Below are 19,303 nucleotides of genomic sequence, written 5' to 3' on the forward strand. Positions count from 1 at the left end.
CAATTATTTTTAAATTAAACAGTTCTTAAAAAAGAACAACTTATCATACGATAAGTTGTTCTACTTTCCATGCTGTATCTTTCCGATTTCTAAAATAATCTCTTCATCTTTTTTTCCTTCTGTATCAATTCCCAGTTGTTTTGCATGCTCAATTAATAAATCATGACGCTTCTCAAATCTAGCTGTGTTTACTTCTTTCGTAATTTCCTCTTTTGTTTTCTCATCAGTAGAAACTCCTAGTTTCGCAGCTGCTTTTTCCATCGACTTCTTCTCTTCCGTTTCTTTCACTTTCTTCACTTCTGATTGCTGGATTTGCTTTTGCTTCACCTGCTCTGATTCAACTGCAAAAGCTGTGTAAATTCCAGCACTTCCGCCAATGACTAGTAAGGTGGTAAAAAGAATTAGTTTTTTCTTCACTCTTTTCTCCCCTTTCGAATTCATTATAACGCACATTTTTCAATGTTAAAACCTATCTCCTTTATTTCCCTAAAAAAATATTACACATTTTTATTGACATGTATGATGAATATATGATAAAAATTTAACTAACATCATATGAATCGGCGTTGATAGGATTTAGTAGTATTTCGATTTCTGATTTCAGAGAGCTGGTGGTCGGTGCGAACCAGTACAGAGCGAATTATGAATTACCCCCTGGAGCTTCTTTTACGAAACGTAAGGAGTAGTGAAAGACGGTTATAGACCGTTATGTCTAAAGAGTGGTGAAACGACACTGTTTCACAATTTAGGGTGGTACCGCGAATTTTTCGTCCCTGCATATATTGCAGGGGCGTTTTTTATTTTATTAACGCATATCATACGACCCTTTATTTTGTGATACATTCATTTTACAAGCTAGGGTGGTACCGCGATTTCTTCGTCCCTGCATAATTATATGCAGGGACGTTTTTTTATCCAATCATTTCCGTATCATATAGAAGTATTAACAAATTACCGGTAATTTGTCAAAAAATTCTAAAATTTAAAAGGAAATATACAATATTGGCGAATTTTATATAAAAAAGGCTATTCTCGATTAATTAGGAGGGGAAAACAATGGTTTCAAAAATTGAATCTGTTCTTTTAACAATTTTTATCTTTTTCTGTATTGGTTTTAGTGTTATTCAATTAGAAGTTTCACCGCATATCCCGATTTTATTCGGTATCGTTATTTTATTAGCGTTTGGGTTTATGAAAAAAATCTCTTGGTCTACTATGGAAAAAGGGATGATCAGTAGTATTTCAGCGGGGATTCCATCTATTTTTATTTTCTTACTTGTAGGCGTATTAATTAGTGTATGGATCGCAGCTGGAACAATTCCAACTTTAATGGTATACGGCTTCCAACTTGTATCTCCGAAAATTTTCGTTCCAACTGTTTTTGTTGTTTGTGCGATTGTTGGAACGAGTATCGGTAGTGCATTTACAACTGCTGCAACTGTAGGACTTGCCTTTATGGGCATGGGTAGTGCTCTTGGATACGATCCAGCGCTTATCGCTGGTGCAATTATTTCTGGTGCATTCTTTGGGGATAAAATGTCTCCTTTATCTGATACAACAAACTTAGCTCCTGCTGTAACCGGTGTAGATTTATTTGAACATATTCGTAACATGCTTTGGACGACAGTTCCAGCTTTCATTATTGCTTTTATTGCATATTTCATTTTAGGCAGTGGATCTGGAGGCAATGTTGATTTCACATCCTTTATTAGCACGTTAGAAAAAAATGCAACAATTTCTATCGTTACACTTATTCCAATTTTATTACTGTTCCTATTCGCATTCAAAAAGGTTCCAGCAGTTCCAACATTACTTGCTGGAATCGTAGTAGGAATCATTATTCTCTTTATTTTCAAACCTAGTACATCTCTAACTGATTTAATGAAAATTATGCAGGACGGTTACGTTTCTAAAACTGGTATAAAAGATATTGATAGCTTATTATCTCGCGGCGGTTTACAAAGTATGATGATGTCCGTTTCCCTTATTTTCCTAGCTCTTTGCATGGGAGGATTACTACAAGGGATGGGTATTATCGCGCAGCTGATGAATATCATCTCTAGCTTTGTTAAAAATAGTACACGCTTAATTATTTCTACTGCTTCAACTGCAATTGGTGTAAACTTCTTACTTGGTGAGCAGTACTTATCCATCGTTTTAACAGGACAAGCATTTGCTAATAAATACGATGAAGTCGGTTTAGAACGTCGTAATTTATCACGAGTATTAGAAGATGCTGGTACAGTAATTAATCCACTCGTACCATGGGGTGTAAGTGGCGTATTCTTAACAAACGTTCTTAGCGTTCCAACATTCGATTACCTGCCATACGCAATCTTCTGTTTAGCTTGTCCAGTTGTAACCATTATCGTCGGCTTTACTGGATTCGGTCTTTCATGGAAAAAAGAAAAAGCAGTACCAGTTTCATAATGTAACAAAAAGGATTACCTTAATCGGTAATCCTTTTTATATTTCTCGACTATCTATTCGCTTTCTTTCTTCTAAATAACATAAGTAATCCCGCTCCAACAAATGCAAGACCCGCTCCAATTGTAGAAGCAACACTTGCACCTGTTTTCGGTAAATCACGCTCATCTTTGTCAGCTTCTTTATTTTCACTTACAGTTGTCGTTGTTTCTTTTGTATTTTGATCATCTGTTGTAGTTTGTCCAGATCCTGCATTGTTTCCACTATTACCTTCATTTGTTGGTGGTGTCGTTGGATTCCCTCCATTATTACCTTCACCTGTTGGTGGTGTCGTTGGATTCCCTCCATTATTGCCTTCACCTGTTGGTGGTGTCGTTGGATTTCCTCCATTATTACCTTCACCTGTTGGTGGTGTTGTTGGTTTTTCTCCACCATCGTTCTTCTTCGTTATATCAATTGCATATTTAGCAAATTCATTTTCAGATGGTCCAACATATGATATTTTCCCATCTTTCTTTATATACTTTTGTGCATTTGGTGAAGAATCGAATGTTGTATTTAATTTATCTGCAACAATCGGCTTAAATGTCCAGTTTTGATCGGCTGCTGGATTAATAACTGGTGTTTCTTGCATATACTTCACAATGATTTGACGTGTTTCATCTTGTGATTGGTATACAACTTCCCCTTTACTTACACCTGGGAACGTTTGGCTACTTCCACGATAGTTATTTGTAGCGACGATAAATTCTTGATTGTCAGCTACTGGCTTACCTTTATACGTCATATTTACAATACGATTCGCATTTTCCTTTATAACTTTTCCATCTTTATCATATTTTGCTGGTTGCGTCACATCAATTTCGTATTTTAAACCATCTAAAATATCAAAGTTATATGTAGGATAGCCTATATTTACTAACGGCTGTTCTTTCGTTTCCTTTGGATCAATTTTATTAAACTGACCTGCAGACATTTCAAGCCATTCTTTCACTTGTGCCCCATTTACTTTTACAGCATATAAAGTATTTGGATATACATATAAATCTGCAACGTTTTTAATTGCTAACGTTCCAGCTGGAATATCCGTATAATATGTAGCACCGTTTCGGCCACCTGCTTTAAATGGTGCGCCTGCAGATAAAACTGGTATACCTTTAAACTTTTCGTACTCTGGTTTTTTAAGTTCTTGTTCTACGTACCATTTTTGCGCATTTGTCACAATTTGTACGGAAGGATCATCCTGTACTAGTGAAAAATAACTATTAATTGGTGCAGTCGTTTTACCTACAGGTGTATTTACATATTCGATTGTCTTTTCATGTTCATCTTTAATTTCATTAACTAATTTTTGATCCGACTGTACTAATGGATTACCTTTACCATCAGCAATCTTACGAAGTGCTGGCTTAGGTTGATCCTTTTTTTGTACTTCCCATTTTCCGTTTACCTTTTTCAATTGCATATCAATAATACCTAAGTTACTGCCAAACACACCAGGCATTACAACTGGAACACCATTAAATATATCCTGCACTTCAGTATGTGAATGTCCCATTAATACTGCATCTACGTCAGGAACCTCTGTTAAATAATACGACGCGTTTTCCATACCAACGTTGTATCCACTTTTATCAACACCGGAATGAGCTAGTGCAACGATAACATCTGCACCTTCCGCTTTCATTTTCGGCACCATTTTCTTCGCTGTTTCAACTATATCTTTCGCTTTAACTTTTCCTTCTAAATTTGCTTTATCCCAGTTCATAACTTGAGGTGGAACAAATCCCATTACGCCAATTTTCACCTTTTGTTTTTGTCCTGATTCATCCACTACTTCTTTCTCAAAAATATGATATGGTTTATCAAAGTAATGCTTGTCATTCTCATCATTACCATCATGGTCATCTATATAGACATTCGAGTTAATAACCGGGAAATCCGTTTTTTTAATCACTTTTTTTAAATACTCTAAACCGTAGTTAAATTCATGATTCCCAAGAGAGATGACGTCATACTTCATTAAATTCATTACACGATATAATGGATGGACATAGTTAGTATCAACAGAATTCTCCTGATCTTTTATTTTATTCGCTACATAATCTCCAAGCGGCGTCCCTTGTAATGCATCCCCATCATCAAATAGGACCGAGTTCTTCACTTCTTCACGTGCTTTATTAACGAGTGTTGCCGTTTGCACGAGACCTACTTTATTATCTGTTTTCGTTTGATAATAATCGTAATTCATTAAGTTAACGTGAATATCTGATGTTTCTAGAATTCGTAAGTTAACTGTACTCTCCCCAGTATTCTCATCCGCATGAGCTGTTGTTGGCAATACTTGCGGCGCTATTACACCTATAGCAAGAGTTGCTCCAGCTAGCATTTTTTTTGACTTTTTCACAAAAAATCCCCCTTATACAATTACCAGAAATAATGAAATGAATCCCTATCGGTCCATAATCACATACCTTTTTTCTTCTATTAGAGACACGATTTTCATTTCATCCTGCGCTAACGAGTAGTCCCCTTAAACGCTCGATTGATGAAGACTAACAATTAACGGGAGATAAAGCTCCCACTAAGTAGCATTTCACCTTATCTGACATTATCATATATAAAACTCTTTCGTATCGTCAATATTTTTTGACAAACTTCAACAAATTTTCTGTAAAGTTATTGTAAACTTTTCATAAACATATAATATGCCCTTACATTGCTAATACTGCTGAATATGATACAATTACCAATTACAAGGAGGATGAATTTATGAAAAAAGTCATCTTAATAGTTGTTTGTCTCCTCCTTCTAATCATTTCTTATTCTAATTTTGAAAAGAACGATGAGACAAAACAAAACGAACCTGAAGACAAAACAGAGAAAACATCTGCTCCAAGTTGGATTGATAAGCAAACAAACGACTCCTTTTATCACCTCGTATTAGGTGATTCACTCGCTAAAGGATATGGATCGACACAAGGTGGATTTGCTGAATTAGCTTCCAGACAAATAGAAGCACAAATTCATAAACCAATTACAGTAGAAAATCTTGGGATAAACGGCCTTACTACAGATCGTCTCGCTAAAAAAGTTCAATCAGAAGATGTAAAGCAAAAAATTAGAGCTGCAAATATAATTACGATTAATATTGGAGGAAATAATTTATTTCGCTTAAATCGTGATGTCGGTGTTATAGATGGTATTAAAATGTTAAATAAAGAAAAAGCTCATTTTGAAGCGGATATAAAAACTATTGTAAAGACAGTTCGAGATCAAAATCCGAACGCTTTACTCATTCTCTCAGAACTCTATAACCCGTTACAACTCGATGACTCCATCGCAAGTTATGCAGACATGTTTTTAGACGGATGGAATGAATCCGTTTATTCCATTTCAAAAGCAAATCAACCGTCTATCGTTTTACCAATTCGTAAATTAATATCGAATGATAAAAAAGATTTACTATTTGACCAAGTGCACCCAAATGATAACGGCTATGCGATTATTGCTAATACATTTACAAAGCAAGTGTTATCCTACAAATATTAAAGCTGCTGTGAAACAATTCTATTTTTATACCATGTCTTTTTTGTTACAATGAAAGTGGAAGGGGGCCTTTATATGGAATCACGCGAGTGGGAACGTATTGTTGATCATCTTCTTTCGCTAGTGCCTCTTTTTTATCGCAAATTTATGCTTCCTGGAGAATTTTCTTCTCAAAGACATATGCCGCCATCACATACACAAGTATTACTACTTTTGCATGAAAATGGCACATTAGCAGTTTCCGAAATCGGCAAGCGGCTAGCGATTTCAAGGCCTAACATGACACCTCTATTAAACAAACTTATTCAAGAGGAACTAATAGAGCGTCATTATAGCGAAAAAGATCGACGGGTCATTTTAATTTCTCTAACAGCTGAAGGGAAATTATTAGTAAATCAGTATCAGCAATTCATTTTAGACAAACTAAAAGAAAATTTCCAAACATTATCTGAGGAAGAGCGCGAAAAGCTCATTCAATCTCTTCAAACCATTCAAAATTTAATTTTGAAAACAAACGCATAAAGCTGCTTCTAAATAGAAGCAGCTTTATGATTCATAATAGTTACCGTAGTATACATTTGAATATGGCCATGTCGTTAAATATGGTTTTTGATCTTGCGTCGATTGTTGTGGTGGTATTTGTGGCAATTGCTGAAATTGTTGCTGTTGATACACTCCAACTTGCTGTCTCAGATCGTTTACCGGATAATAATTTATATATGGGTATACTTGAGGTACATAGTAATAATACATCCATTCTCTCCCCCTTTTTCTTAAACATATTCAAAGGAGAAAATGAATGTGCCATTCTTTATATTTGTACAAGTGGTTCTCTCACTTTTTTCTTTCTGTTCTTCAAACGTAACTTACGATTCTTTTCATATAAATAATGCACAACGAAATATGAAACTACACCGAATACAACTCCTAAAATTGTCATTCCAATTAATACATATACTTCACTCTGTAATAAGCTCTTTAACATCGTGAAAATGTGACTTGAAAACAAGTCCGATATCGTGAATGGTTCATGATGTATTTTTTGTACATGAAATGGATAAATCATTTTCCCTAGCGCATACGCAAGCGGAAATAAAAACACTGGGAGAAACGATATTTTCCCAATAATATTGCCAATAACTGCAGCAGGAAATGATCCTTTTGCTAATCGAACGATTGGATAAAATATTACATATACGAGCGATGCTGTATAAATTACTAACATTTCTAAACCAAAACCAATAGCAAAACCTAACGACACTTTCTTTGCTCCTTCTGGCGATCGAAGCAACTTATAATATTGAAACTTTAATATTCTCCACATCCGCTGAAAAAACGAATATGTTTGCTTAGTTGTTTTCACTCTCATCATCTCTTTAACTATATTTTATATGTAGTATGTCCTTACACGCACTGAATAACAAATTTAGTTTTCTCTTTCTATTATAAATGATATAAAAATGATTAACCAAATATACATCCGACATTTTAATATAAAAAACCTTCCTTTTAGGAAGGTTCTTCTACATTATTAAATAAACTTACTAATAATGCTTTTTGAGCATGTAATCGATTACCAGCTTGCTCAAAAACGATAGACTGTGGTCCATCAATAATTTCTCCTGTTACTTCTTCTTCACGATGAGCAGGTAAACAGTGTAAGAAACGATATGTTTGCTTTGCATGCATAACAAGTTCTTTATTGATTTGATAAGGTTGAAATAAAGTATATTTCTCTTCTTCTCCATCTTGCCCCATACTCATCCAAACATCAGTATAAATAAAATCTGCTTCCTGTACCGCTAATTCAGGATTATGCAAAATTTCAATTTCAGCGCCTGTTTCTTTAGCAATCGCTAACGCTTTTTTAAAAATTTCCTCATTCGGTTCATACCCTACGGGTGTTGCCACAGTCATATTCATTCCGACTTTTGCACTCGCTAACAGTAACGAATGACACACATTATTCCCATCACCTACATAAGCCAATTTAATTCCTTTAAATGTATTCACTTCTTCATATATCGTCATTAAATCTGCTAATGCTTGACAAGGATGATGATCATCCGTTAATCCATTAATAACAGGAATGCTCGATTCTTTTGCCAACTCTTCTACATCCGCGTGTGAGAATGTACGTATCATAATCCCATCAATATAATGAGACAGTACTTTCGCAGTATCAGAAACGGTCTCTCCTCTTCCGATTTGCATCTCCTTCCCACTTAAAAACATTCCATGTCCTCCGAGCTGTACCATTCCTGCTTCAAAAGATACACGAGTACGAGTTGAATGTTTATCAAAGATAAGCCCTAATATTTTACCTTGTAATAAAGGCTCTTGCTTATTCTTTTTTAAATATATAGCGAACTCAATTAAAGAAATAATTTCTTCTTTCGTTAATTCTTCTAGTGTTAAAAGATCTTTCGTATTTAATTTCGGTACTTGTACAGTTGACATGAAATTTCCCCCTTATATAATTGATACGTTTTTTGTACAAACTACTTTTTTTATCATATATACTGCCTGTTCTAACTCTTCATTCGTTACAATGAGTGGCGGTAATAGTCTTATGACATTCGGCCCTGCTTGTAATACGAGTAGCCCGTCTTTTTCAAGTTGTTCTATAAAATTTGAAACTTCATGCTTATATTCGATTCCAATCATAAGCCCCTTGCCACGAATATTTTGAATACATTCGACATGACATAACTCTTCTTGCAATCTCTTTAATACGTATTCGCCCTTTTCCTGTACGTCTTTTAAAAAGGATGGTTCCTTGCTTACCTGTAACACTTCTTTCGCAGCAGTCATCGCAATATAATTCCCTCCAAAAGTTGAACCGTGTGATCCCGCATTAAAAGAAGAGCCCAGTTCTTTCCTACCAATTACTGCTCCAACGGGAATACCATTTCCAAGAGCCTTAGCGATAGTAACGATATCAGGTTTTATTCCCATTTGTTCGTAAGCGAATAGTGTTCCGGTTCTTCCTATACCCGTTTGTACTTCGTCTATAATAAATAGAGAACCGTACTTATTACATAATATTTCGATTTCTTTCAAAAAAAACGAATCAGCTAGTATGACTCCGCCCTCTCCTTGAACAACTTCTATCATTACTGCCGCAACTTCTTCATTCATTACTTCCTCTAATGCTTGTATATCGTTAAAAGGGATATGTAAAAAAGACGGAAGTAGTGGACCAAACCCTTCTTTCACCTTATCTTGACCTGTTGCACTCATCGTTCCAAATGTTCTACCGTGAAAAGACTGCTCACATGTTACGACTAGAGATTTTCCAGTATGCTTACGAGCTAGCTTTAAAGCTGCTTCATTCGCCTCTGCCCCGCTATTACAAAAAAACACATAATCTAATGCTGTATTTTCTGTTACTAACGATGCAACCTCTTCTTGTAAGGAGTTTGTAAATAAATTCGATATATGCCATATGTCTCCAAGTTGCTTTTCAACCGCCTTTACAACAGTAGGATGACAATGTCCTAAATTACATACTCCAATACCGGAAGTGAAATCTACATATTGCTTACCATGTTTATCAATAACTTTCGTTCCATTCCCCTTTACAAACTCAACGTTTCTTCTTCCATACGTTTGAAAAAGATGACTCGTCATACAATACTCACGCCTTTCGTTACCGTCGTTCCGATACACTCGCCTGTGACCTCAGTAAAATCCTTTGTACCATTCACAATACTTACCTTTTGTACTCCCATTTTTAATGATGTAAGTGCCGCCTGTACTTTCGGAATCATCCCGCCTGTAATAACACCTTTTTCTATAAAAGTTGCAATCTCAGACTCATCTGTTTTCTTTACCAATTTCCCTTCATGTAATATCCCATCTACATCTGTAATGAAAATAAGTTCTTTTGCGGATAGCGCATCCGCAATCCCAGCTGCAGCAGTATCCGCATTTATGTTATACACCTCATTACCATTTATTCCGATTGGGGCAATAACAGGAATATAATTCATATCTATTAATTTTTTTAATAAGGTTGTTTCTACATAACTTACCTCTCCTACATATCCTATTTCTTCGCTGACAGGTTGAACTTGAAGTAAATTACCATCACACCCTGAAAGCCCTACGGCCAGTAAATTATTCTTTTGTAAATTCATTACAAACTTTTTATTTGTACTACCACATAGCACCATTTGAACAACATCCCTCACTTCTTTTGGTGTTACTCGTAATCCATCTCTTTTTTCCACTTCGATATGACACTCTTTTAATTTGGCATCAATTTCTGGGCCACCACCATGGACAATCACTACCTTATACTTCTGTTGCAATTTCTTTATACAACCAAAAAACACATGATTTAATTGATCCAACATGCTACCGCCGCATTTAATTACGATATAATCACTCATCTTCTCTCTCCTTATGTACGATAACAAGCGTTTATTTTTACATAATCATAACTTAAGTCGCATCCCCAAGCTGATCCGGTCTCTTTTCCTACATGTAAATACACATCAATAATAATTTCATGTTCTTTTAATTTCTTTTTCATTTCCTCTTCAGAAAATATTTGAGGTTCACTATTTTTTAGCACAACGATAGATTGAAGAGTAATATCAATTGTATTTGGATTAATCGTTACTTCACTTTGTCCAATACTGCTAATAATTCGCCCCCAATTTGGGTCTTCACCGTGTATTGCGGTTTTCACAAGACTTGAACCAACTATTTGCTTTGCAATTTTCTTTGCCTCTTCACTCGCTTTAGCCCCTAGCACATTTACTTCTATTAACTTCGTAGCACCTTCACCATCTTGTGCAATTTTTTTTGCTAAATCTTCACATACCTTCTGTAAAGTAAATACGAAAGTTTCCCAATCTGTGTGTTCCATATTGATTGGTTTCGTTTCCGACAATCCACTTGCCATAACGATGACCATATCATTTGTAGAAGTATCTCCATCTACCGTAATTTGGTTAAATGTATGATTCGTAATTTGTGATAATGCTGTTTGCAATACTTCATGCTCTATATTGGCATCTGTTGTAATAAAACTAAGCATCGTTGCCATATTCGGATGAATCATTCCTGAACCTTTAGCAACACCAGCGATAGTCACTTCTTTTCCATCAATAATCATCTCATAACAAGTTTCTTTCGTTATAAGATCCGTCGTTAAAATTGCTTCACAAAAAGAATGAGCTTCACTTACTTCTTTTGTCGGTATAAGAGATGTAACTCCCTTGCGAATGCTATCCATCGGTAATAGTACTCCAATTACACCAGTTGAAGCGACCGCAACGTAATTTTCTTTCATCCCAAAATGTTCTGCCCCTAATGCGCGCATCTCGTAAGCGTCTTGCAAACCTTTCATTCCTGTACAAGCATTTGCATTTCCGCTATTAACGATAATTGCTTGTAATTTCCCTTCAGTTGCTATACTATCTTTCGTTACTTGCAGGGGTGCTGCTTGTATTTGATTTGTTGTATAAACAGCGGCGCACGATGCTGGTACGTCACAAACGATTGCACCTAAATCCTTTTTCTCCTTTTTCAAACCATTGCTAGTACCGATTGCCGAAAAGCCTTTCGGCGTTACAATTGAACCACTTTCTAATTTTGTAATAGACGCTACTTTAATCATCATGTCCCCCTTATGGATAAAGCGGCATATGCTGTAAACCTGTTGTCTCTTCCAATCCCGCTAATACATTTGCGTTTTGAATCGCTTGCCCAGCCGCACCTTTCATCATATTGTCTATAACAGAAACGACCGTAACTCTTTCTGTTCTTTCATCGTAAGCTACCCCAATATCACAATAATTTGAGCCCCTTACTTCTTTCGGACTTGGAAATTCTCCATGAGAGCGAACTCGAACGAAAGCTGAGTATTCATACGTTTCTTCATACAATTTTTGAAGCTGCTCTATTTTCATTTCCTTTTTCACTTTCGCATAAAGTGTAATCATAATCCCCCGTGATATCGGTATTAAATGTGTACTAAACGTGATTGGCTTCATTTCACTATTCCACTCTGCAAGCATTTGCTCAATCTCAGGAATATGCTGATGCTGATTAACTTTATAAATGTGTAAGTTATCATATAACTCAGGAAAGTGAGCCATTGTTGTTGGCGTTTTGCCCGCTCCAGATACTCCTGATTTCGCATCAATAATAATGGAATCTTCTTCAATTATGCCGCTACGCATTAACGGCGCTATCGCTAATAATACAGCTGTAGCAAAACATCCTGGGTTTGCAATTAAATCTGCATTTTGAACCTCAGACCTTTTCCATTCACTTAGCCCATATACTGCTTTCCTAAGAATTTCTTCTTGTGCAGCTGGCCTTTTATACCACAGTTCATATGATGGGGGATCTATCATACGAAAGTCTCCAGATAGGTCAATTACTTTTAAACCTACCTGTAATAATTTTGGAGTTAATTCTGCCGATACACCTGCTGGGGTTGCTAAAAATACAATTTCTGCTTCCTTCTCTATTTCCTCCACATCAATTTCTTGTAACGTATGGACAAGGATATTTCGAAAATGTGGATATACATTCGCTATACACTCACCAACTTGCGAAAAAGAATGGAGAGATGATATCGAAAAATACGGATGCTGCTCTAATAACCGAATTAATTCAATACCTCCATATCCAGTTGCTCCAATAATTGCGACTTTCATAAGTTCCTCCTCATATCGATTCTTTAGATTAAGTATGATTATAATATTGTATATTTATAGAGTCAATTAAATATTTATAAATTTTTAAAACTAAAAAAACTTAATTTTACTAGAAAAACAATATACTCAACCGAATTTTTATACAAGAATAGTGCATGGTAGTTTTTTCATTTCACTTCAAGTACAATAAAACAATACATACGTACATACAGGCGGGGAAAAATATGAACGAAAAGTTAATTGAGAAAATGATTATAAAAAGTTTTCAGCAATATCAATGCAATCCTGTATCAAAAGAGGATCAGGAAATGTTAGTAAAACATATTCAAGTGATTATTCATTCGAATAATGAAATTGACGTATACGAGGCAATTGAGGATACCGTTTACGATTATGTGACTGGAAAATAAAAAAAATAGGAGATTTCCATATGGAAATCTCCTATTTTTTACTTAATGATTTTCCTGCTACACGTTCAAATAAACCAGGGAATAACGCATAGAGCTTAGGCCCCATTCCCATCCACTTCGGCAAATTCACTTCACGTTTTTTCGTTTGCATCGCCTTTACGATTTGTTCTGCTACATATGTTGGTTTTAACATGTAACGTCCCATATTTTTTACATATGTACCAGATTGATCAGCTATTTCAAAAAAGTTCGTATCTATCGGTCCTGGGTTAATTGCTGTTACATAAATATCTGTATTCGATAATTCCATGCGCAAACTATTCGTAAACCCTAATACGGCATGTTTCGTTGCTGCATACGCACTCGATTTCGGAGTTGCAATTTTCCCAGCAAGTGAAGCTATATTAATTATATGTCCTTCGTTTCTTTTTACCATATAAGGTAATACCGCTTTCGTACAAGCTACTAGTCCAAATACATTTACTTGGAACATATCCTTTACTTCATCCATTGATGCCTCTTCAAACGTTTTAAAAATACCAAAACCCGCATTGTTTACCAATATATCAATACGTCCCACTTCTTGTAATACCTTTGAAAAAACAGATTGTACTTTCGTCTCTTCACTTACGTCTAATACATAATAATAGCAAGGCGTATTATAAGTTTTTTTTATTTTGTCTGCTAACGCTTGTAGTTTCTCCTCTGTTCGAGCCATTAATACTGGAGTCGCTCCCTGCTCTGCAACTTGCATTGCAACTTGCTCTCCAATTCCACTAGAAGCGCCTGTAATGACGATTACTTTTTCTTGTAAGCGTCCTGTCATTGCTGTCACCTACTTTGCATAATAAATCAATTGTTGCGAAGATTCATCAATCATCACTTGTTGATTATATGCTAAAAAGTCTAATTGTCCAACAGTTTCGGAGATAGTAAGCGGCAATTGTTCTTTATATAATACTGGAAATAGCTTCACACATACTTCAAATGCTGTCATCGGTTTTTCCTTTAATAACTCAAGTACTTTAAATGCACGTGTTTCTTGCTTTTGTAACCTCGTTTCAATAAGTTGTTTCACATTTAGAACATCTTCCCCATGCCCTGATAAAATACGTGAAATATTCATTTCACTTAAACGTTTTAACGTTTGATTGTATTGTAGCAATGGACGTGCTCTTTCCATTTGCCCTTCATATGGTGGTTCTAATATTGGATTTGAAGAAATATGACTAATGAGAGCATCCCCACCAATTAATATCCCATCGGATTCTCTATATAAAGAAATATGAGTAGAAGCATGACCTGGGGTTTCAATTACTGTAAACCCAGGTAAAGAATCAATACGATCCCCCTCTCTCACAGTATGTGTTAACGATCTATTACAAGAATATTTAAGTGTCCTTGTCGTCAATAATGCCTCGTCATTCAAAAATGCTGCTGGAACACCGAACTGCAAGGCTGTCTCTCTAAAAAACTCATGATACCGCTTTAAAAACTCTGGATTTTGCGTGATCCACGGCTCATTCCAAGGGTGTCCAATAATATTCGTTTTCTCAGAAAATATATTTAAAAGTCCACAATGATCCGCATGATGATGCGTAATCACTACCGTTTCAATATCTTCTATCGTATAACCTAATGCACCTAATTGACTTTCTAACGCATTTTTTGCCTCTTCTGTATTCGTCCCTGTATCAATTAATGTTAATGTCTCCCCCTCAACTAAAAACACATTCACAGTCTCAACTGCAAATGGCACAGGAATCTCCATTCGGTGAATCGCCGTCATGCTTAGCCCCCCCTGACTCTTTCCGGTTCAAAAATGAATACCTCTTCAGTTTACAACTTCTACATAAATTTGTCATTATTTTCAGATAAAAAGAGGTGTTTTCTATAAAAAACCGAATGTATGTACATTTATAAGTATTTCTAACCAAGTTTAAAGGAGGAACATCATGTCTATTCAAAACATATCCTTTCTCGGTGCAGGCTCTATTGCCGAAGCGATTATTGGTGGATTGTTACACGCAAATGTAGTTAAAGGAGAACAAATTACCGTAAGTAATCGTTCTAACGAGACAAGGTTACAAGAGCTACATACAAAATATGGTGTCAAAGGTACGCATAACAAAAAAGAACTACTTGCTAATACAAATATTCTTTTTCTAGCAATGAAACCAAAGGATGTTGCAGAAGCGCTTACCCCTCTTAAAGAATATATAAATAAGGATTTGCTTATTATTTCGTTATTAGCAGGTGTTTCTACTCACTCGATTAGAAACCTACTTCAAAAAAACGTTCCGATCATTCGTGCAATGCCAAATACATCTGCCGCTATTTTAAAATCAGCTACCGCTATTTCGCCTTCAAAACATACAACAGCGGAACATATTCAAACTGCAAAATCTTTATTTGAAACGGTTGGTCTCGTCTCTGTTGTAGAGGAAGAAGATATGCATGCTGTCACTGCATTGTCTGGAAGTGGACCAGCTTATATTTATTACGTAGTAGAGGCGATGGAAGACGCCGCAAAAAAAATTGGTTTAAAAGAAGATGTTGCAAAATCGCTTATTCTTCAGACGATGATTGGTGCTGCTGAAATGCTAAAAGCAAGCGAAAAACACCCTTCTATTTTGCGAAAGGAAATTACATCTCCTGGCGGAACTACCGAAGCAGGCATTGAAGTATTACAGGAAAATAAATTTCAACAAGCACTCGTTTCTTGTATTACACAGGCAACGAAACGATCACATGATCTTGGAAAAACATTGGAACAACTCACAAAAGAAAAATAAAAATGGAGCTCAATCTTACTTGAGCTCCATTTTTTATCATCATATACTTTTAGTTATTACTCTTTCCAAAAATCTCTTCTTGTAGACGACGACCTGTCGGTGTTGCTGCAAGCCCGCCTTCAGCTGTTTCACGAAGTGCTACTGGCATCGTTTGTCCGATTCTAAACATTGCCTCAATCACTTCATCACATGGAATTGTACTCGTTACACCAGCTAATGATAAATCCGCTGAAATCATCGCATTTGAAGCACCCGCTGCATTACGCTTTACACAAGGTACTTCTACAAGTCCTGCAACAGGATCGCACACTAAACCAAGCATATTCTTTAATGAAATTGCCATCGCTGTAGCTGCTTGATCTGGTGTTCCACCAGCCATCTCAACTGCTGCTGCCGCTGCCATTCCACTTGCTGAACCAACTTCTGCTTGGCATCCTCCTGCCGCACCAGAAATACAAGCATTATTCGCAACTACCATACCGAAAGCTCCTGCTGTAAATAAAAATTCAATCATTTCTTCACGTGTAGGTTGTAATTTTTCTTTCAGTGCAAACAGTACACCTGGCACTGTTCCAGCAGAACCTGCTGTTGGTGTTGCACAAATAATCCCCATCGCCGCGTTTACTTCATTTGTTGCAACAGCTTTACTCACTGCGTCCAAAATCGTATCTCCAGATAAGCCTTTTCCGCTCTTCATATACGCTTGAACTTTTACAGCATCACCGCCAGTTAAACCAGTTGGTGATTTCACGCCGCGAATACCACGTTCTACTGCTTGTTCCATCACGACTAAGTTCTTTTCCATACCAGCAATTACTTCTTCACGTGAAATATGTCTTGTTTCCATTTCACATTGAATCATAATTTCTGCGATTTTTACATTTTGTTCTTTAGCTTGCGCCACTAGTTCCGCTGCGTTCCGAAACATGGTGTGTCCCCCCTACAATTAATCCATAATAGTTACTTGACAAATATTTTGTTGCCCTTTTATTTCTTCAATCACTTCATCTGCTAACAATTCATCTGTTTCAATGACCATAAGCGCTCTTCTTCCTTTTTCTTTACGAGAAACGCTCATTGTACTAATGTTAATCTCGTGTTTCGCAAGAATGGAAGCTACAGCTGCGATAGCACCAAAGCGATCGTTATTTACAATAAGTAGTGCTGGACTCGTGCCTGTTAATTGAAGATCGAATCCGTTTAATTCTACAACTTCAATTTTACCGCCACCAATTGAGCAAGCAACAACTTCAATTTCCTCTTCACCTTTATACAGACGAATTTTCGCTGTATTTGGATGCGGAGCATTTGCATCTTCTTCAATGAATTCCACTTCAATCCCGCGTTCTTTTGCAATATCTAACGCACTTGGAATACGTAAATCATCTGTTTCAAATCCAAGTATTCCACCGATTAGCGCTACATCCGTACCGTGACCACGGTATGTTTTTGCAAATGAACCATATAATGAAATGCTAACTCTCTCTGGCTCATGACGAAACAGCTGACGAGCAACTTGCCCCATTCTTGCCGCGCCTGCTGTATGTGAACTTGATGGACCAATCATAACCGGACCAATAATATCAAACACTGAGCGGTACTTCATCATAACTCCCCCTAAACCTCTATGAAAAAAATTTATTCTACTATTTTATTAAGCTGCCACATTTGTTGCTGTTCCAGTTCTACCACGAATTTGTTCCGCTGTACGAATTGGATAGTTTTTGAATAAAATGAACCAATATCCTGAAATAATACCAGATACCATAATACATAAGAAATATAGCATTACTTTCATTTAAAACGATATAAGATAACCAGCAATAAATCCTGGTAGCAATCCAAAGTTTAACACAGAAGCCATTGCAAGCATAGCATAAACAGGTGATATAACCATTGCTAATACAACTAAATTTGCACCCGCTACTCAACCTAGACTACCTGCTGATGTTCTGAACTCTTTTAAAGAGTGGTATACCAATTAAATCCCCACCAACTTATTATTAAAAAAGCTTCTACTAAAGCACTTGCAACAGCTACACTAGCTAATCATACCGTTTAGCTAAAAAGTAAAAAAGACTTAGTACAAATAATGATATCTTTCCTATTATAATCTCCATATTACTCTCTCATGTTTTAGTCAACTTCACTTGTTACGACAATGACTAATATGCATGTGACTTATAATAAATTGTAATCTGCCCTCATTATAGCTTGTTTTTTATAAAACGCTTACTTTTGTTGAATTTTAAAAGTTCTGAATAAAAGTCCCTTTCTGCTATTTGTATTACTTGTATGTCATCTGACTTATATAACAGTTTTTCTAAATAATCATTATTACGTATTTTTATCCTATATATTCAAACCATTCTAAGTTTCTGTATCATCCAAGTTTAAGTATAAAATAATAACAGTTTTATTTTTAAAATTTTTTAGACATAAAAAAATGGTAACCTAATGTTACCATTTTTCAAAAAATCATTATTTTTCTACTGGAAATGATTTTAAATCTGTCGCTATTTCTGTATTAGGAAATAACTCTCGTGCCTCTTTCAATAATTCCTTATATGTATCTCCTTGATAACGAGAACTAATGTGAGTTAATATTAATCGTTTCGCATTTGCATGAAGTGCAATGCTCGCAGCTTGCTTAGATGTGGAATGAAAATAATCATGCGCTTGTTGTTCATCGTCTGCCGCAAAAGTTGCTTCATGAACAAGTACATCAGCATTTTGTGCTAGCTCTCTACTCGCTTCGCAATATCGTGTATCACCTAAAATGGTAATAATTCTTCCCTTTTGAGGCGGACCGATAAAATCTTTTCCATTTAGTATCGTACCATTCTCTAATTCAACTACTTCTCCATCTTTTAAACGCTTAAAGATTGGCCCTGGTTTCACTCCCATTTCGAGCAATTTATCGACTAAAAGAACACCTTGTATATCTTTCTCTACAATACGATATCCAAAACATTCAATGCCATGTGACAATTTTTTCGTTTCTACATAAAACTCATTATCTTCAAACACAGTACCTTCTTCTGTTATCTCAACGATTTCAAGTGGATATTTCACATGTGTCGTACTTACTGATAATGCCACTTCAATAAATTGTTTAATTCCTTTTGGTCCGTACACTGTTAATTTTGTTGTTCCACCTTGAAACGAACGGCTACCCAATAAACCCGGCAATCCAAAAATATGATCGCCATGTAAATGCGTAATAAATATTTTTTCAATGCGGCGTGGACGTACAGACGTATGTAGTATTTGATGTTGCGTCGCCTCGCCACAATCAAATAACCAAGTCTGTCCTCGTTCTTCTAACAACTGCAAAGCAATTGCTGAAACATTCCTTCCTTTTGAAGGAACACCTGCACCAGTTCCTAAAAATACAAATTCCACTTTCTTTCCTCCAGCTCTTTATATAATCTATCTTTCA

The 19,303-nt window shown here is 36.0% G+C and carries 20 protein-coding genes and 1 other annotated feature; of the genes, 5 read left to right on the forward strand and 15 right to left on the reverse strand.

The window, feature by feature from the left end; all coding sequences use genetic code 11:
• Positions 1-60: 60 nt before the first annotated feature.
• Positions 61-417 (reverse strand): hypothetical protein, encoded by a 357-nt coding sequence (locus JDS98_RS14880; protein WP_199634006.1) that lies wholly within the window; start codon positions 415-417, stop codon positions 61-63.
• 140 nt (positions 418-557) lie between these two features.
• Positions 558-778: a binding site (T-box leader), on the forward strand.
• A gap of 278 nt (positions 779-1,056) precedes the next feature.
• Here JDS98_RS14880 and nhaC point away from each other — a divergent pair.
• Positions 1,057-2,430 carry a Na+/H+ antiporter NhaC gene (nhaC, locus tag JDS98_RS14885; RefSeq protein ID WP_199634007.1) on the forward strand — a complete coding sequence of 458 codons (1,374 nt, stop codon included), beginning with the start codon at positions 1,057-1,059 and terminating at the stop codon, positions 2,428-2,430.
• 49 nt (positions 2,431-2,479) lie between these two features.
• On the opposite strand, the gene cpdB is transcribed toward nhaC, so the two are convergent.
• Complete coding sequence (cpdB, locus tag JDS98_RS14890; protein WP_199634008.1) at positions 2,480-4,834, reverse strand: bifunctional 2',3'-cyclic-nucleotide 2'-phosphodiesterase/3'-nucleotidase; 2,355 nt, start codon at positions 4,832-4,834, stop codon at positions 2,480-2,482.
• A gap of 365 nt (positions 4,835-5,199) precedes the next feature.
• Between cpdB and JDS98_RS14895 the strand changes: the two genes are divergently transcribed.
• Both JDS98_RS14895 and JDS98_RS14900 read left to right on the forward strand, forming a co-directional pair.
• Positions 5,200-5,979, forward strand: a complete 780-nt coding sequence (locus JDS98_RS14895; RefSeq protein WP_000755809.1) for a GDSL-type esterase/lipase family protein — start codon at positions 5,200-5,202, stop codon at positions 5,977-5,979.
• Positions 5,980-6,051: 72 nt separating this feature from the next.
• Complete coding sequence (locus JDS98_RS14900; protein ID WP_000445820.1) at positions 6,052-6,498, forward strand: MarR family winged helix-turn-helix transcriptional regulator; 447 nt, start codon at positions 6,052-6,054, stop codon at positions 6,496-6,498.
• A gap of 24 nt (positions 6,499-6,522) precedes the next feature.
• On the opposite strand, the gene JDS98_RS14905 is transcribed toward JDS98_RS14900, so the two are convergent.
• The 7 genes from JDS98_RS14905 to argC form a co-directional block, all read right to left on the reverse strand.
• Positions 6,523-6,729 (reverse strand): hypothetical protein, encoded by a 207-nt coding sequence (locus JDS98_RS14905; RefSeq protein WP_000291937.1) that lies wholly within the window; start codon positions 6,727-6,729, stop codon positions 6,523-6,525.
• Between the two features lie 58 nt (positions 6,730-6,787).
• The gene (locus tag JDS98_RS14910) at positions 6,788-7,348 is read right to left on the reverse strand and encodes a DUF2062 domain-containing protein (protein ID WP_002059978.1); all 561 of its coding nucleotides are present in this window, start codon (positions 7,346-7,348) and stop codon (positions 6,788-6,790) included.
• Between the two features lie 137 nt (positions 7,349-7,485).
• Complete coding sequence (gene argF, locus JDS98_RS14915; protein ID WP_199634009.1) at positions 7,486-8,436, reverse strand: ornithine carbamoyltransferase; 951 nt, start codon at positions 8,434-8,436, stop codon at positions 7,486-7,488.
• Between the two features lie 12 nt (positions 8,437-8,448).
• Positions 8,449-9,609: an acetylornithine transaminase gene (locus JDS98_RS14920; RefSeq protein ID WP_000200530.1), complete on the reverse strand. Its 1,161-nt coding sequence runs from the start codon at positions 9,607-9,609 to the stop codon at positions 8,449-8,451.
• The gene (gene argB / locus JDS98_RS14925) at positions 9,606-10,373 is read right to left on the reverse strand and encodes an acetylglutamate kinase (protein WP_199631933.1); all 768 of its coding nucleotides are present in this window, start codon (positions 10,371-10,373) and stop codon (positions 9,606-9,608) included. The genes JDS98_RS14920 and argB overlap by 4 nt, the downstream gene beginning before the upstream one ends.
• Positions 10,374-10,384: 11 nt before the next feature.
• Positions 10,385-11,608, reverse strand: a complete 1,224-nt coding sequence (gene argJ, locus JDS98_RS14930; protein WP_000598406.1) for a bifunctional glutamate N-acetyltransferase/amino-acid acetyltransferase ArgJ — start codon at positions 11,606-11,608, stop codon at positions 10,385-10,387.
• 10 nt (positions 11,609-11,618) lie between these two features.
• A complete protein-coding gene (gene argC, locus JDS98_RS14935) occupies positions 11,619-12,656 on the reverse strand; it encodes an N-acetyl-gamma-glutamyl-phosphate reductase (RefSeq protein ID WP_199631931.1) in 1,038 nt (345 codons plus the stop codon).
• A gap of 224 nt (positions 12,657-12,880) precedes the next feature.
• On the opposite strand from argC, the gene JDS98_RS14940 reads away from it, so the two are divergent.
• Positions 12,881-13,066 carry a YqzH family protein gene (locus JDS98_RS14940; RefSeq protein WP_001003215.1) on the forward strand — a complete coding sequence of 62 codons (186 nt, stop codon included), beginning with the start codon at positions 12,881-12,883 and terminating at the stop codon, positions 13,064-13,066.
• A gap of 31 nt (positions 13,067-13,097) precedes the next feature.
• Here the strand turns inward: JDS98_RS14940 and JDS98_RS14945 are convergent, their stop codons facing one another.
• Both JDS98_RS14945 and JDS98_RS14950 read right to left on the reverse strand, forming a co-directional pair.
• Positions 13,098-13,892, reverse strand: a complete 795-nt coding sequence (locus JDS98_RS14945) for an SDR family oxidoreductase (protein ID WP_000147787.1) — start codon at positions 13,890-13,892, stop codon at positions 13,098-13,100.
• A 9-nt stretch (positions 13,893-13,901) separates the two neighbouring features.
• A complete protein-coding gene (locus JDS98_RS14950) occupies positions 13,902-14,855 on the reverse strand; it encodes an MBL fold metallo-hydrolase (protein WP_199634010.1) in 954 nt (317 codons plus the stop codon).
• Between the two features lie 166 nt (positions 14,856-15,021).
• On the opposite strand from JDS98_RS14950, the gene proI reads away from it, so the two are divergent.
• On the forward strand, positions 15,022-15,861 hold the full coding sequence (proI, locus tag JDS98_RS14955; RefSeq protein ID WP_000027276.1) for a pyrroline-5-carboxylate reductase ProI: 840 nt from the start codon (positions 15,022-15,024) through the stop codon (positions 15,859-15,861).
• A gap of 49 nt (positions 15,862-15,910) precedes the next feature.
• Here proI and sdaAA read toward each other — a convergent pair whose 3' ends face one another.
• The 4 genes from sdaAA to rnz form a co-directional block, all read right to left on the reverse strand.
• The gene (gene sdaAA / locus JDS98_RS14960; RefSeq protein WP_000489451.1) at positions 15,911-16,789 is read right to left on the reverse strand and encodes an L-serine ammonia-lyase, iron-sulfur-dependent, subunit alpha; all 879 of its coding nucleotides are present in this window, start codon (positions 16,787-16,789) and stop codon (positions 15,911-15,913) included.
• Between the two features lie 18 nt (positions 16,790-16,807).
• On the reverse strand, positions 16,808-17,467 hold the full coding sequence (gene sdaAB / locus JDS98_RS14965; RefSeq protein WP_000877455.1) for an L-serine ammonia-lyase, iron-sulfur-dependent subunit beta: 660 nt from the start codon (positions 17,465-17,467) through the stop codon (positions 16,808-16,810).
• Between the two features lie 48 nt (positions 17,468-17,515).
• Positions 17,516-17,659 (reverse strand): hypothetical protein, encoded by a 144-nt coding sequence (locus JDS98_RS14970; RefSeq protein WP_000867046.1) that lies wholly within the window; start codon positions 17,657-17,659, stop codon positions 17,516-17,518.
• 683 nt (positions 17,660-18,342) lie between these two features.
• Entirely contained in the window at positions 18,343-19,266 is a 924-nt protein-coding gene (rnz, locus tag JDS98_RS14975; RefSeq protein ID WP_000397436.1) for a ribonuclease Z, read from the reverse strand.
• Positions 19,267-19,303 lie beyond the last annotated feature (37 nt).

The organism is Bacillus cereus group sp. N11, from assembly GCF_016483605.1.
GTDB classification, from domain to species: domain Bacteria; phylum Bacillota; class Bacilli; order Bacillales; family Bacillaceae_G; genus Bacillus_A; species Bacillus_A toyonensis.